Here is a 15,122-nt window from a genome sequence, read left to right as displayed (position 1 = left end):
CCGTATGGAACGGCGGCTAGCGGTCGCCCTTGCATCTCACCGAACCCTCTGCGGACCGTGCCGCTAAGCCAGGCGGAAGCGGTTGCGAGTCAATTCACAAATTGTTGGGGCGATAGTAATGCGCTTCCGCAACTCGCGCCTGAGAACTAAGATCACGGCCCTGTTGCTTTCCCTCACTGCGCTCTGGGTTTTCGCGGCCTGGGTCACCCTGCGCGAGGGTGTCAATCTCCTCGGCGTGAGCACGCTGGACAGCGCGCTCGCCCAGCCGACCGACCCGCTCATCGCCGAACTGCAGCGCGAGCGGCGGCTGTCCATGGTGCAGCTCGCACACCCGAGCACCGCCACGCAGAACGCCCTGGCCGCGCAGCGCGAGGAGACCGACAAAGCCCGCACGGAGGCGATGGAACTCGCCACCGGCGGACGCGTCGACTGGTTCGCCGACGACACCCTCGAACAGCGGCGCGACGAAATGCTCAAGCGGCTGGAGTCGCTGGAGACGTCCCGCCAGGTCGTCGACGCCCGCTCCGGCGAGCGCGACCGCGTGAAGGACCAGTACACCGACATCATCGCGTCCATTTTCGAGGTCTACGACTCCCTCGCGACCCTGGACGACGAGGCTTTCGCCCGCGACACCCGGCTTCTCCTCGACCTCAACCGCTCCTGGGAACTGCTGTCCCTGGAGGACGCCCTGCTGGCCGGCGCCCTCGCGACCGGCCGGATGAGCGACGCGGAGATGGTCGAGTTCACCCAGATCGTCGGGACGCGGCGGCACAACACCGAGTCCGCGCTCAACGACATCCGGGAATCGGACGGGACCGTCTACGCCGACCTCACGAAGAACCCGAAGATCGTCGGCATCTCCGCGCTCGAAAACCAGATCATGCAGGGCTACCGCACCGGACGGCCGACGCGCACCGGGGTGCGCCCGCCGGTGACCGCCGAGCAGTGGAACGCCGCCGCGGAACCGGCCCTCGCCGAGATGCGCGCGAAGATCCAGGCGTCCGGTGACCGGCTGGTCGACCGGGCGACGCCGATCGCCGCCGGGGTCATCCTGCGGCTGGCCCTGGCCGGCGGCCTCGGCCTCCTCGCGGTCATCGCGTCGGTCATCGTGTCGATCACCACCGCGCGCGCGCTCGTCCGGCAACTGGAACGGCTGCGCCAGGCCGCGTTCGAACTGGCCGAGCAGCGGCTGCCCGGCGTCGTCGAACGCCTCGGTCACGGCGAGAAGGTCGACGTCGCCACCGAGGCCCCGCCGCTGCAGTTCGGCAGCGACGAGATCGGCCAGGTGGGCCGCGCGTTCAACGTCGTCCAGGAGACCGCGATCCGCACCGCCGTCGAGCAGGCCGAACTGCGCCGCGGCATCCGCGACGTCCTGCTGAGCCTGGCCCGCCGCACCCAGACCCTGGTGCACCGGCAGCTGACCATGCTCGACACCATGGAGCGGCGCCGCGACATCGAGACCAAGGAACTCGAAGAGCTGTTCCGCCTCGACCACCTGGCGACCCGGATGCGGCGCAACGCCGAGAACCTCATCGTGCTCTCCGGCGCGCTGCCCGCCCGCGGCTGGCGCAACCCGGTGCCGATGGTCGACGTGATCCGCGCCGCCGTCGGCGAGGTCGAGGACTACACCCGCGTCAGCGTGCTCCCGTTCGGCCCGGTCGGGCTGGCCGGACGAGCGGTCGGCGACGTCACCCACCTGCTGGCGGAACTGATCGAGAACGCGGTGTCGTTCTCCCCGCCGGACACCGTCGTGCAGGTCGGCGGCCACCTGGTCGGCAACGGCTTCGCCATCGACATCGAGGACCGCGGGCTCGGCATGACCGACGAGAAGCTCGCCGAGATCAACGGCCGGATCGCGACCCGCCCGACTTCAACCTGCAGAGCTCCGTCCAGCTCGGCCTGTTCGTGGTCAGCAAGCTCGCCGAGCGGTACGGCCTGCAGGTGATGCTGAAGCGCTCCGCGTACGGCGGCACCACCGCGGTCATCGTGATCCCCAGCGACCTGATCGTCGAGCAGCCCGACGACCGGCACCGCGCCCCGGCACAGGCCGCCGCCACCGGCGGGGCCACCACGCCGAACGGTCTCGAAGTGCGGCAGCCCGCCGGAGTCGGCGCGGCGACCGCCGCGGCCCCGGCCGGGCCCGCGCTCGTCGCGGTGCGCGGCGGGTCCGGCGCGGAGCCCGCGAACGGCGGCGACGAACCCGCCGACACGTCCCGTCCGCCCGCGGCACCGACCGTGACCCGGACCGACGAAGCGCCCGTGGACGAGACACGCTCCCAAGCGGACGTCCCCCCGCCCGCCCGTCCGGCGGACACCGGGGAACGTCCCGTGCCCATCGAGCCGGAGGATCTGCCACCCGTGCCCGACATCTCCATCACACCGTCCGGACTGCCCGTCCGGGTGCCGCAGGCGAACCTTGCCGAACCCCTGCGCACCGACGAGCCCGCCGCCCCGCAGCCGGACGAGGACGACGACCCCGGCCGCTCCCCCGAGGACATCAAGCGGATCATGGGGTCGTACCAGCGCGGCACCCGGCAGGGCCGCAGTGACGCGGCCGCGACCCTCGGCAACACGGAAGGCGAGGAAGAGCAGTGACGCAGAAGACGGGGTCGGCTTCCGACCTGGGCTGGCTGCTGGACGACCTCGTCCGCCGACTCCCGCACACCCGCAGCGCGGTCGTCCTGTCGGCCGACGGTCTGCTCATGGCGTCCTCCGAAGGGGTCACACAGGACGACGGCGAGCACCTCGCCGCCGTCGCGGCCGGGATCCAGAGCCTCGCCAAGGGCGCCGGGGTCCGCTTCGGCGGCGGCCCCGTCCGGCAGACGATCATCGAGATGCAGTCGGCGTTCCTGCTGGTCACCGTGGCCGGGAAGGGCGCCTGCCTGGCGGTGCTCGCCGAGGAGGAGGCCGACGTCGGCCTGATCGCCTACGAGATGGCGATGCTGGTCACGAGCATGGGGCACCACCTGACATCGCCGTCGCGGAGCGAGGCGGGCTCCTGATGATGCCCCCCGAGGATCCGGAGCACTGGCCGGACGAACCGGCCCCGCGTTCCCCGGCCGAGGGCGAACTCCTCGACGACCACGCGGGGCCCATGGTCCGTCCGTACGTGATGACCAGCGGCCGGATGGAACCGGCCCGCGGCAAGTTCGACCTCATCACCCTCGTGGTGGCGTCCGGGCCGGACCCCGAGGGCGCCATCGGCCTCGGTCCCGAACACCTGGCGATCATCCGGCTGTGCCAGTCGGTGATGTCGGTGGCGGAGCTCACCGGCCACCTCGACCTTCCCGTCGCGACCGTCCGGGTCATGCTCGGCGACCTCCTCGACAAGGGGTTCGTCATGATGCAGGAGCCCGAACCGGAGGCGGACATGCACGACATCAGGCTCTACAAGGCGGTGATCGATGGTCTCCGGGCCCTCTAGTGTGCGCGCGCGTCGGCTGCCCACCGCGGTCAAGATCGTGATCGCGGGCGGCTTCGGGGTCGGCAAGACCACGATGGTCGGGACCGTCTCCGAGACCCGCCCGCTGCGCACCGAAGAAGTCCTCACCGACGAGAGCGTCGGCATCGACGACGTCTCCGGCGTCGAACGCAAGCACACCACGACCGTCGCGATGGACTTCGGCCGCATCACGATGCAGGACGAGTACGTCCTGTACCTCTTCGGCACACCCGGCCAGCAGCGGTTCTGGTTCATGTGGGACGAGGTCACGCTGGGCGCGCTCGGCGCGGTCGTCCTCGCCGACACCCGCCGCCTGTCCGACTGCTTCCCCTCGGTCGACTACTTCGAGCGCCGCAACACCCCGTTCATCGTCGCGGTCAACTGCTTCGAGGGCGCGCAGCAGTACGACCTGGCGGAGATCCAGATGGCCCTCAACCTGGGCCCGAAGGTCCCCGTCATGCTGTGCGACGCCCGCAAGCTCGACTCGTGCAAGGAGGTCCTCATCGACCTCGTCCTGCACGCCATGAAGGCCCGCGGCCTGACCGAAGAACAACCGGCCTGACACCGGCCCGACGGCCCGGCACGCGACGACCCTGGTTTCCGGCGACCTCGCCAAACCAGGGTTTCGTCATGTCCGGCACGGCCCGACCGAGGTCATATACCGGACGATCCTTAATAAAAGGGTCACACGGACCGGAACCCCATGTCACCTCCTCGCGTCCAAGCGCATGCCACAGGTACTTGACCAAGGAGATTCAATGCAGCAGTCAACCCGGAGACGGGTGGTCGCGAAGGCCGCGGGGGGAGCACTGGCGGTGCTGTTCGCCGCGGGCTGTTCGTTCAGCGTGGGCACGAAAACGGTCGGCAAGGACGACGTCGCGCAGCAGGCGAAGGCGGCGCTGGGCAAGCAGGTCGGTCAGGAACCGGACGACGTCACGTGCGAAGCCGACCTCAAGGCCGAGGTGGGCGAGACCGTGCGCTGCGAACTGACGGTGAACGGGGAGAAGCGCGGCATGACGGCCACCGCCACGTCCGTCGACGGCGGCACCGTCAAGATGAACTTCAAGGTCGACGCCGCCCCGGGCGCCGGTGCCCCCACGACCCCGGCGCCCGGGACGTCCGCGCCCGGTGCGCAGAGCCCCGCCGCAGGCGGCAACGTCCCGTCGGTGAGCCGGACGGAGGTCGCCCGGCAGGGCAAGGCGGCTCTGACCGCCCAGGTGGGCCGTGCACCCGACGCCTTCTCCTGCCCTCAGGACCTCCCGGCCCGGGTGAACGCCACCGTCCGCTGCAAGCTGACGGCGGACGGGAAGCAGTACGGCGTGACGGTCACCGCGACGTCCGTCGTCGGCGGCGACGTCAAGATGAACTTCAAGGTCGACAACGTTCCGAGCGGCTGACCGCCGAGCGGGTTCCCGGCGTGGACGGCGCCGGGAAACCCGCCGCCGTACGGGTCAGCCGGTGCGCGAGACGACGTAGTCGCAGAGGGCGGTGAGGGCGTCGCGGGCGGAGTTCGCGGGGAGGGTGAGGAGTTCGGCGCGGGCGTCCTCGGCCACGCGGTGGAGGTCGGCGCGGGCGCGGTCCATGGCGGGGTGAGCGCGCAGGAGGGCGAGGGCCTCGGCGTGGAGGGCGTCGTCGGTGAGGTCGGCGGCGAGGAGTTCGCGCAGGCGCGCGTCGTCGGGGCCGGAGCCGACGCCGCCGAGGACGTGGTGCATCGGGAGGGTGCGGATGCCCTCGCGGAGGTCGGTGCCGGGGGTCTTGCCGGACTCCTCGGTCTCGGACTCGATGTCGAGGATGTCGTCCGAGAGCTGGAAGGCGATGCCGATCTTCTCGCAGGCGGAGGTGACCGTGTCGACCGTCGGGGCGGGGGCGCCGGACAGCAGGGCGCCGAACTGGCCGGAGACGGCGATGAGGGACGCCGTCTTGTCGGCGAGGACCTGCAGGTAGTGCTTGAGGGGGTCGGCGCCCTCGGCGGGGCCGGTGGTCTCCTCGATCTGGCCGCGGACGAGCCGGGCGAACGCGCGGGCCTGGATCCGGACGGGCTCGGTGCCGAGGTCGGCGAGCAGGTCGGACGCGCGGGCGAACAGGTAGTCGCCGGTGAGGATCGCGCGGGTGTTGTCCCACCGGACGTTCGCGGACTGCCGGCCGCGGCGGACGGTCGCCTCGTCCATGACGTCGTCGTGGTAGAGGGTGCCGAGGTGGGTGAGCTCGACCACGACCGCGGCCGGGACGAGCCCGGCCGCGGTCGGGTCGCCGAAGTGGGAGGCGAGGCTGACGAGCATCGGCCGGAAGCGCTTGCCGCCCGCCTCGACGAGGTGCTTGGACGCCTCGTTGAGCAGCGGGTTGTCGCTGCGGACCGAGTCGAGGAGCAGTTCCTCGACGGCGTTCAGGAACTGCCTGCTGTCGGCCGCGAGCGCCGAGTCCACGGGAAGCCCGAACGGGCCGGTCTCCTGTACGGCCGGCCCGCCGGACTCCTCAGCGAAGGCGTTGCTCACCCAAGACTCCCTACCGGACGAACATTTGCGTGGTGGCATCTCCCGCAAGGTCCAGAATGGGCTGCGGAAGCACGCCGAGTACCACAGTAGCCGTCACGCCGACCGCGACGACGATCGCGGTGGCCGGTGGGGCCACGACGACGGGGCCGTCGGCCTCCGGTTCGCTGAAGAACATGACGACGATCACGCGGACGTAGAAGAACGCGGTGACGGCGGAGGCGATGACGCCGACGATGACCAGGGGCGTGGCCCCGCCCTCGATGGCCGCCTTGAACACCGCGAACTTCCCGGTGAAGCCGCTGGTCAGCGGGATACCGGCGAACGCGAGCAGGAAGAGCGTGAACACGCCCGCGACGACCGGGGAGCGCTTGCCGAGCCCGGCCCAGCGGGACAGGTGCGCCGCCTCACCGCCCGCGTCCCGCACCATGGTGACGACCGCGAACGCGCCCACCGTGGTGAACCCGTAGGCCGCCAGGTAGAACAGGGACCCGGACAGGCCCTCCTGCGACGTCGCGATGACGCCCATGAGCAGGAAGCCCGCGTGCGCGATGGACGAGTAGGCCAGCAGCCGCTTGATGTCGGTCTGGGTGATCGCGACGATCGCGCCGACGACCATCGTGAGAATCGACACACCCCACAGGGCGGGCTTCCAGTCCCATTCGAGGGTCCCGAACGCGACGTAGTAGACGCGCAGGATCGCGCCGAACGCCGAGACGAGGGTGCAGGACGCCATGAGCGCGGTGATCGGGGTCGGTGCGCCCTGGTAGACGTCCGGCTTCCACATGTGGAACGGGACGCCGCCGAGCTTGAACAGCAGCCCGACGGTGAGGAGCGCGACGCCCGCGAGGAGCATGGTCTCGCTGCCGGCGTCCCGGCTGATCTCCTGCGAGATGGCCGACAGGGTGACCGATCCGGCGTACCCGTACAGGAGCGCGATGCCGTACAGGAAGAACGCCGACGAGAACGCGCCCAGCAGGAAGTACTTGATCGCGGCCTCCTGCGAGAGGAGGCGGCGGCGCCGGGCGAGACCGCACAGCAGGTACAGCGGCAGCGACATGACCTCGAGACCGATGAACATGGTCAGCAGGTCGTTGGACGCCGGGAAGATCAGCATCCCCGCGACGGCGAACATCATCAGCGGGTAGATCTCGGTCTGCACGATTCCCGCGGCCTGCGAGCGCTGCTCGGCCTCGCTGCCGGGCAGCGCGGACGCCTGCGCGGCGAAGTGCCCGCCGGACCGGTCGCCCGCGCGGTCGGCGATCAGCAGGAGGCTGACCAGCGCCAGCACCAGGATGGTGCCCTGCAGGAACAGGGTGGTCCCGTCGACGCCGAGGGCCCCCTCGGCGACGACGTGGTGCGGGACGCCGTCCCACGCCAGCGCGATCGTCCAGACGAACCCGGCGAGCAGGCCGAGGAACGCCAGCGGGACCTGGACGCGCGGCCGCCAGGTGCGGCCGACGAACGCCTCGACCAGCACCCCGGCGACGGCGACGCCGAGGACGACCAGCAGCGGCCCGATCTCCGCGTACTCGATGTGCGGCGCCGGGATGTCGGCGCCTTGCGCGAGGACCCCCTTCGTGAGGAGAGGTGCGCTCGGGGTCATGGACGGGCTCCGTTCTCGGCGACGTCGGTCGGTGCCGGGTCATGCTGGTCGACCCGCACCAGCGTCTGCTCGACCGACGGGTTGATGACGTTCAGCACCGGCTGCGGGAAGAAGCCCATCGCGACGATGATCGCGATGATGGGCGCGACGGCCCACTTCTCCCGGGCCGTGAGGTCCTTCATGCCTTCGACCGCCGGGGCCTTGGGGCCGCCCATGGTCCGCTGGTAGGTCCACAGGATGTAGATCGCGGCGAGGACGACGCCGGTGACGGCGAGGGCTCCGGCCCACTCGTACCGGCTGAACGTCCCGACGATCACCAGGAACTCGGACACGAACGTGGACAGGCCGGGCAGCGACAGCCCGGACAGGCCCGCGATCAGGAACGCGCCGGCGAGGACGGGCGCGGCCTTCTGCACGCCGCCGTAGTCGCCGATCCGCGCCGACCTCCGCCGGACGATCATGAAGCCGACGATCAGGAACAGCGCGCCCGTCGAGAACCCGTGGTTGATCATGTAGAGCGCGGCGCCGGACTGCCCCTGCGAGGTCATCGCGAAGATGCCGAGGACGATGAACCCGAAGTGCGACACCGACGTGTAGGCGATGAGGCGCTTCAGGTCGACCTGCCCGATCGCGAGGATCGCGCCGTAGATGATGCTGAGCACGGCGAATCCGAGCACGACCGGCGTGGCCCACTTGGCGGCGCCCGGGAACAGCTCCAGGCAGAACCGCAGCATCCCGTACGTGCCGACCTTGTCCAGGACGCCGACGATGAGGACGAGCGCGCCCGCCGGGGCCTGCTGGGCTGCGTCGGCAGCCAGGTGTGCACCGGCACCATCGGCGCCTTGATCGCGAACGCGATGAAGAACCCGAGGAACAGCCACTTCGCCGTCGTCGGGTCGATGTTCATCTGCGACAGCTCGGAGAACAGGAACGTGCCCTGCCCGAGGCCGCCCTCGGCCTCCGGCCGCGCCGACAGCGGGTACAGCCAGATCACCGCGACGAGCATGATCAGCCCGCCGAACAGGGAGTACAGCAGGAACTTGACCGCGGCGTAGGACCGCTGGGCGCCGCCGAAGTACCCGATGATGAAGTACACCGGGATCAGCATCGCCTCGAAGAAGACGTAGAAGAGGAACACGTCGGTCGCCGCGAAGACGCCGATCATGGCCGCTTCCAGCGTCAGCAGCAGCGCGAAGTACGTCTTCACGGACCGCTTGGCCGGGACGTCGACGCCGCCGGACCGGTCGTCCTCGCTCCAGGACGCCAGCATGACGAGCGGCACGAGGATCACCGAGAGCACGATCAGGGTGAGCGCGACGCCGTCGACGCCGACCGCCCAGTGCACCCCGAACGCGGGGATCCAGTCGTACTTCTCCTCGAACTGGAACCGGGCGCCGCCCGGCTCGAACATCGCCGCCATGACCAGGGTGAGCACCCCGACGACGATGGAGACGCCGAGCGAGAACTGCTTGACCAGCGCGTCCCGTCCGGACGGCAGCACCGTGAGGAGGGCGGCGCCCACCAGCGGCAGCGCGATGAGGACGGTCAGCCAGGGAAAGTCGCTCATGACACGTTCACCACCAGGAGGGCGGCCACCACGACGGCGGCGCCACAGAACATCGAGAGTGCGTAGGACCGGGCGAAGCCCGTCTGGACGCGGCGGAGCCGACCGGAGCCGCCGCCGATCCCGGCGGCGAGGCCGTTGACGGCGCCGTCGACGCCGCGCCCGTCGAACCAGACCGCGAGGCGGGTCAGCCACTGCCCGGGCCGCATCAGCAGCGACTCGTTGATGGCGTCGCCGTACAGGTCCTTGCGGGCCGCGACGGTGACGAACGAGCCCTTGGGCTGCTCGCGCGGCACCTTGCGGGCGCCGTACTGCCGCCAGGCGATGGCCGCGCCGATCAGCACCAGCACGAACGTGGCGATGCCGGGCCCGGTGAGCGCCTGGAAGTGGTGCTCCTCCTCGGGGTGGCCGACGACCGGCTCCAGGAAGGTCCCGAACCCGCCGAGGACCAGGAACCCGCCCGCGAACAGCGAGCCGAGCGACAGCAGGATCAGCGGGACCGTCATGACCTTCGGCGACTCGTGCGGGTGGACGTCGTCCGCCCAGCGCTTCTCCCCGAAGAACGTCATGAACATGACGCGGGACATGTAGTAGGCGGTGATCGCGGCGCCGAGCATCGCGCAGCCGCCGAGGATGTACCCGGACGTGCCGCCCTTGTTCAGGGCCGTCTCGATGATGACGTCCTTGGTGAACCAGCCGGACAGGCCCGGGAACCCGATGATCGCCAGGTAGCCGAGCCCGAAGGTCGCGTAGGTGACCATCATGACGCCGCGGAGCGCGCCGTAGTGGCGCATGTTCACGTCGTCCTTGGTGCCGTGCATGACCGAACCGGCGCCGAGGAACAGGCCCGCCTTGAAGAAGCCGTGCGCGATGAGGTGCGCGATGGCGATGACGTACCCGGCCTTGCCGAGCCCGGCGGCGAGCGTCATGTAGCCGATCTGCGACATCGTCGACCCGGCGAGGGCCTTCTTGATGTCGTCCTTGCCGCACCCGATGATCGCACCGGCGAGCAGCGTGGCCGCGCCGACGATCGTCACGACGAGCTGCGCGGTCGTCGACAGCTCGAAGATGGGCCCGGACCGGACGATCAGGTAGACGCCCGCGGTGACCATCGTCGCCGCGTGGATCAGCGCCGACACGGGCGTCGGGCCCTCCATGGCGTCCAGCAGCCAGGACTGCAGCGGGAGCTGCGCCGACTTGCCGCACGCGCCGAGCAGGAGCAGCAGCGCGATGGCGGTGGCCGTCCCGGTGCTGAGCTGCGAGGCGAGGCCGACGTGCTCGGCGCCCTCACCGAGGACCTCGGTGAAGTCGATCGAGCCGACCGCGCTGAACAGCAGCGCGATCGCGATGATCAGCCCCATGTCGCCGACGCGGTTGACGACGAACGCCTTCTTCGCGGCGGTCGCGGCGGTCGGCTTGTGCTGCCAGAACCCGATGAGCAGGTACGAGGCGAGGCCCACGCCCTCCCAGCCGACGAACAGCACGACGAAGTTGCCGCCCAGGACGAGCAGCAGCATCGCCGCGACGAACAGGTTCAGGTACGCGAAGAACCTGCGCCGGTCGGGGTCGTGCTCCATGTAGCCGATGGAGTAGATGTGGATGAGCGAACCCACCCCGGTGATCAGCAGGACGAAGCTGATGGACAGCGGGTCCACCAGCAGGTCCATGCCGACCTTGAACGTGCCGACGTCGATGAAGTCCCACAGGTGCAGGGTGCGGCGCCGCTCTTCGGCGTCGTATCCGAGCATCTGCGCGAACATCGCCGCGCCGACGACGAACGATCCGACCGACATGGCGACGCCGAGCAGGTGCCCCCAGCGGTCGGTGCGCCTCCCCCCGAGGAGGAGGATCGCGCGCCCGCGAGCGGCAGCGCGATCAGGAGCCAGGCCGCGGCCTGGATGCCTTCGGCTTGCATCCCCGCCCTCTCAGTACTTCAGCAGGTTCACGTCGTCGACCGACGAGGACCTGCGGGTCCGGAAGATGGTCATGATGATCGCCAGACCCACCACGACTTCCGCGGCGGCCACCACCATCACGAAGAAGGCGATGATCTGGCCGTCCAGGTTGCCGTGCATGCGGGAGAACGACACGAACGCGAGGTTCGTCGCGTTCAGCATCAGCTCGACGCACATGAACACCACGATCGCGTTGCGCCGCACGAGGACGCCGACCGCTCCGATGGTGAACAGGATCGCCGAGAGCGCGATGTAGTGCTCCGGGCTCATTTACCGGCCTCGCCTTCGTTGCCCTGCGCGGACCCGCCGTCCGCGGGACCGCCCGCGGCCGGGGAGCCCGCCTTCACGGCGCGCGACTCGCGTCGGCGTCGTCCGCCTCGTGGGTGACGTCCCGCACCGCGGCGACGTCCGCCCCGGCCGCCTCGGCCTCGGTCGCGCCGTGCAGGTCGGCGTGCCGCTCGGCCGTGTCGGCCCGGGCGGCGATGACCGGGTTGATCGACAGCTCCGACGGGGTCCCGTCGGGCAGCAGCGCCGGCATGTCGACGGCGTTGTGCCGGGCGTAGGTGCCGGGACCGGGCAGCGGCCCCGGGTGCCCGCCCGACGCGAACCGGCGCGCGGCCAGGTCGCGCTGCGTCGGCTTCGGCTCGGTGCGCTCGCGGTGCGCCAGCACCATCGCGCCGAGCGCCGCGGTGATCAGCAGGGCGCTGGTCGCCTCGAACGCGAACACGTACTTGGAGAACAGCAGCCGGGCCAGCCCGACGATGTTGCCCTCCGCGTTCGCGGCCGCCAGGCCCTTGGAGTCGTCCAGCGCGGCGTTGCCGATGCCGGCGCCGAGCAGGACGATGAACCCGATCGCGCCGACCGCCGCCCAGAACCGCTGTCCCCGGAGCGTCTCGACGAGGGAGTCGGTCGAACTGACGCCGACGACCATCATCACGAACAGGAACAGCATCAGCACGGCGCCGGTGTAGACGATCACCTGGACGAACGCCAGGAACGGCGCGTTCTGCAGCGCGTACATCGCGGCGAGCGAGAGCATCACGGTCGCCAGCAGCAGCGCCGAGTGCACCGCCCGCCGCATGAAGATCATGCCGAGCGCGGCGCTCACCGACACGATGGCCAGCAGCCAGAAGAAGAACGGCTCCCCGGCCTGCTTGTCGGCGACCTCCGCCGCCAGGACGTTTCCGGCGAGGACGTGGGCGTCACTTCCGTTCACCGCCCTTGCGGCTCTTCGCCTTCTTGCTCTTCTCCGCCGCGACGGCCTCGTCCGCGCTCGCCCGGCCGCCGCCCTCGGACGGGACGGTCGGTGCCGCGCCCGCGTCGTCCTGCAGACCGAGCCGGTAGTACTCCTCCTCGGTGTCGCCGAGCCGCATCTCGTGCGGCGGCGCCTCCATGCCCTCGCGCAGCGGCGCCAGCAGCATGTCCTTGGTGTAGATGAGGCTCTCGCGGCTGTCGTCGGCGAGCTCGTACTCGTTCGTCATCGTCAGCGCCCGGGTGGGGCACGCCTCGATGCAGAGCCCGCACAGGATGCAGCGCAGGTAGTTGATCTGGTAGACGCGGCCGTACCGCTCGCCGGGCGAGTAGCGCTCGTCGGCGGTGTTGTCGGCCCCCTCGACGAAGATCGCGTCGGCCGGGCACGCCCAGGCGCACAGCTCGCACCCGACGCACTTCTCCAGCCCGTCCGGCCACCGGTTGAGCTGGTGGCGGCCGTGGAAGCGCGGCGCGGTCGGCCGCTTCACCTCGGGGTACTGAATGGTCTCGCTCTTGCTGAACATCTGGTGGAACGCGACCCCGAACCCCTTGACCGGATTCAGGAAATCAGTGACTCCCACTGGTGACCTCCTCAGGAGGGGTTTCGATCGTGGACGGTCCGGGCGGCGTCTGGACGCGCGCGGCGGCGCCCCGGCCGTGGTAGTGCGGCGCGTCCATCGGCGGCACCGGGAACCCGCCGTCCGCCGGTCCGCCCGCGCCCGCCGCCGTCGCACCGCCCGCGGCCGGTCCGCCCGCACCGCCGGTGCGGCGCTTCGCGGCCTCCTTGTCGTCGTCGCCGCCGCGGATCATCTCCCAGATGACCCCGAGGACGAGGACGATCGCGGCGGCCACGGCGGCGATGATGACGATCTGCCGCATGTCGTGGCCGTCGTTGCGCAGCGCGCGGATGGTGGCGACCAGCATGATCCAGGCGAGCGAGAAGGGCATGAGCACCTTCCACCCGAGCTTCATCAGCTGGTCGTAGCGGACGCGCGGGAGCGAGGCGCGCAGCCAGACGAAGAACAGGAAGAACAGCCAGACCTTGACCATGAACCACAGCACCGGCCACCAGCCGGAGTTGGCGCCCGCCCAGAACGTGGAGATCGGCGCGGGGGCCCGCCAGCCGCCGAGGAACAGCGTGGTCGCCAGCGCCGACAGCGTCGTCAGGTTGATGTACTCGGCGAGGAAGAACATCGCGAACTTCAGCGACGAGTACTCGGTGTGGAAGCCGCCGACCAGTTCGCCCTCGCCCTCGGGCAGGTCGAACGGGATGCGGTTCGACTCGCCCATCATCGTGATGACGTACACGACGAACGACGGCAGCAGCAGCACCGCGAACCACTTGTCCTGCTGCGCGGCGACGATCTCCGACGTGGACATCGACCCGGCGAACAGGAACACCGCGACGAACGACAGCCCCATCGCGATCTCGTAGGAGATCACCTGCGCGGACGAGCGGAGCCCGCCGAGCAGCGAGTACGGCGACATCGACGACCAGCCGGCCAGCACGATCCCGTACACGCCCATCGACGCCATCGCCAGCACCAGCAGCACCGCGACCGGCAGGTCCGTGCCCTGCAGCGGCGTGTGGTGCCCGAAGACCGACACCGTCGGGCCGAACGGGATGATCGAGAAGGAGATGAACGCCGGGACCGCCGACATGACCGGCGCCAGCACGAACACGACCTTGTCGACCTGGCGCGGGACGATGTCCTCCTTCAGCGCCAGCTTGATGCCGTCCGCGAGGCTCTGCAGCAGGCCCTGCGGCCCGGCCCGGTTCGGGCCGACCCGCAACTGCATCCGGCCGATGACGCGCCGCTCGACCCACATGCCGAACAGGACCATCACGACGAGGAAGACGAAGATGACCAGGACCTTGCCGCCGATCAGCCACCACGGGTCCTTGCCGAAGTCGGCGAGCGTGGGGTCGGCCGGCGCCGCGAGCGGTACCGCCGCGAGCGGGCTCATTCGGTGCCTCCAGCGTTCTCGGTCGCGCGCCCTCCGGCCGCGATCTGCACGACGCTCCCGGCGACCGCCCCGAGGTCCCGGTGGAGCGCGCAGCCGGCCGAGTTCGTCGGCAGCCACACCACCCGGTCGGGCAGGTCGGCGGTGATCTCCAGCGGGAGCGCGACCGACCCGCGGCCGGTCGAGACGGTGACCGAGCCGACCCCGTCGACCGCGCGGGCGCCGATCTCCTCGGCCGTCGCGGGCGACAGCCGCGCGACCGCGCCCTTGGCGGTCCCGGCCAGGAACGGCTCGCCGTCCTGCATCCGGCCCCGGTCGAGCAGCAGCCGCCACGTCGCCACGACCGCCTCGCCGCGTCCCGGCTCGGCCGGGACCGCCTGCGGGACGTTCGGGGCGTCGGGCCGCTCGCCGCGGTGCCCGCCGAGGTCGGTCAGCTCGCGGCGGGCCGCCTCCGGTCCGGGCAGCCCGAGGTGGACGTCCATCTCGTCGGCGAGCGCGTTCAGCACCCGCAGGTCCGACAGCGCCCCGGCCGACTTCAGCACGACGTCGAACGGGCGGCCGCGGCCCTCCCAGTTCACGAACGTCCCGGACTTCTCCGCGACGGTCGCGACGGGCAGCACCACGTCGGCGCGGTCGGTGACGGCGCTCGGCCGCTGCTCCAGGCTCACCACGAACGGGGTGGCGTCGAGCGCGCGCAGCGCCGTGTCCGGGTCGGCGAGGTCGTAGGGGTCGACGCCGCCGACCAGCAGCGCGCCGCGCTCGCCGCGCGCCGCCGCCGCGAGGACGGCTTCGGTGTCCAGGCCCGGCGTCGCGGGCAGCTCGGCGACGCCCCACACCCGCGCGACGCCCG

General features: G+C 70.8%; 13 protein-coding genes and 2 pseudogenes. 6 read left to right on the top strand and 9 right to left on the bottom strand.

Annotated elements, in window-relative coordinates; translation table 11 throughout:
* The first annotated feature begins 235 nt into the window (after nt 1-235).
* From BJF79_RS35245 to BJF79_RS35225, 6 genes are all read left to right on the top strand, one after another.
* A complete protein-coding gene (locus BJF79_RS35245; RefSeq protein WP_262403032.1) occupies nt 236-1,945 on the top strand; it encodes a nitrate- and nitrite sensing domain-containing protein in 1,710 nt (569 codons plus the stop codon).
* The gene (locus BJF79_RS63130) at nt 1,906-2,595 is read left to right on the top strand and encodes a hypothetical protein (RefSeq protein ID WP_262403031.1); all 690 of its coding nucleotides are present in this window, start codon (nt 1,906-1,908) and stop codon (nt 2,593-2,595) included. Before BJF79_RS35245 ends, BJF79_RS63130 begins: the two co-directional genes overlap by 40 nt.
* Entirely contained in the window at nt 2,592-3,002 is a 411-nt protein-coding gene (locus BJF79_RS35240; protein WP_075903927.1) for a roadblock/LC7 domain-containing protein, read from the top strand. The genes BJF79_RS63130 and BJF79_RS35240 overlap by 4 nt, the downstream gene beginning before the upstream one ends.
* Nucleotides 3,002-3,424: a DUF742 domain-containing protein gene (locus BJF79_RS35235; RefSeq protein WP_075903924.1), complete on the top strand. Its 423-nt coding sequence runs from the start codon at nt 3,002-3,004 to the stop codon at nt 3,422-3,424. Before BJF79_RS35240 ends, BJF79_RS35235 begins: the two co-directional genes overlap by 1 nt.
* Nucleotides 3,405-4,004 (top strand): GTP-binding protein, encoded by a 600-nt coding sequence (locus BJF79_RS35230; RefSeq protein ID WP_075903921.1) that lies wholly within the window; start codon nt 3,405-3,407, stop codon nt 4,002-4,004. The genes BJF79_RS35235 and BJF79_RS35230 overlap by 20 nt, the downstream gene beginning before the upstream one ends.
* Nucleotides 4,005-4,200: 196 nt before the next feature.
* Complete coding sequence (locus BJF79_RS35225) at nt 4,201-4,839, top strand: DUF4333 domain-containing protein (protein WP_075903919.1); 639 nt, start codon at nt 4,201-4,203, stop codon at nt 4,837-4,839.
* Nucleotides 4,840-4,893: 54 nt separating this feature from the next.
* On the opposite strand, the gene BJF79_RS35220 is transcribed toward BJF79_RS35225, so the two are convergent.
* The 9 genes and pseudogenes from BJF79_RS35220 to BJF79_RS35180 all read right to left on the bottom strand — a co-directional run.
* On the bottom strand, nt 4,894-5,934 hold the full coding sequence (locus tag BJF79_RS35220; RefSeq protein ID WP_075903918.1) for a polyprenyl synthetase family protein: 1,041 nt from the start codon (nt 5,932-5,934) through the stop codon (nt 4,894-4,896).
* A gap of 10 nt (nt 5,935-5,944) precedes the next feature.
* Complete coding sequence (gene nuoN, locus BJF79_RS35215) at nt 5,945-7,537, bottom strand: NADH-quinone oxidoreductase subunit NuoN (protein ID WP_075903916.1); 1,593 nt, start codon at nt 7,535-7,537, stop codon at nt 5,945-5,947.
* Nucleotides 7,534-9,104 (bottom strand): annotated as a pseudogene (locus BJF79_RS35210) (NADH-quinone oxidoreductase subunit M). The gene nuoN and the pseudogene BJF79_RS35210 overlap by 4 nt, the downstream one beginning before the upstream one ends.
* Nucleotides 9,101-11,016: pseudogene (gene nuoL / locus BJF79_RS35205) on the bottom strand (NADH-quinone oxidoreductase subunit L). The pseudogenes BJF79_RS35210 and nuoL overlap by 4 nt, the downstream one beginning before the upstream one ends.
* Nucleotides 11,017-11,026: 10 nt before the next feature.
* Entirely contained in the window at nt 11,027-11,326 is a 300-nt protein-coding gene (gene nuoK, locus BJF79_RS35200; protein WP_075903914.1) for an NADH-quinone oxidoreductase subunit NuoK, read from the bottom strand.
* Between the two features lie 73 nt (nt 11,327-11,399).
* Nucleotides 11,400-12,272 carry an NADH-quinone oxidoreductase subunit J gene (locus BJF79_RS35195; protein ID WP_410050185.1) on the bottom strand — a complete coding sequence of 291 codons (873 nt, stop codon included), beginning with the start codon at nt 12,270-12,272 and terminating at the stop codon, nt 11,400-11,402.
* Nucleotides 12,259-12,888, bottom strand: coding sequence for an NADH-quinone oxidoreductase subunit NuoI (nuoI, locus tag BJF79_RS35190; protein ID WP_075903912.1), 630 nt, complete (start codon nt 12,886-12,888; stop codon nt 12,259-12,261). Before nuoI ends, BJF79_RS35195 begins: the two co-directional genes overlap by 14 nt.
* A complete protein-coding gene (gene nuoH, locus BJF79_RS35185) occupies nt 12,875-14,275 on the bottom strand; it encodes an NADH-quinone oxidoreductase subunit NuoH (RefSeq protein ID WP_075903911.1) in 1,401 nt (466 codons plus the stop codon). The genes nuoI and nuoH overlap by 14 nt, the downstream gene beginning before the upstream one ends.
* The coding region (locus BJF79_RS35180; protein WP_158079390.1) for a molybdopterin-dependent oxidoreductase at nt 14,272-15,122 on the bottom strand (851 nt) is incomplete at its 5' end. The genes nuoH and BJF79_RS35180, both read right to left, overlap by 4 nt.

The sequence above is a fragment of the Actinomadura sp. CNU-125 genome, from assembly GCF_001942465.1.
Classification (GTDB): domain Bacteria; phylum Actinomycetota; class Actinomycetes; order Streptosporangiales; family Streptosporangiaceae; genus Spirillospora.
This window is presented reverse-complemented; position numbering and strand designations above follow the sequence as displayed.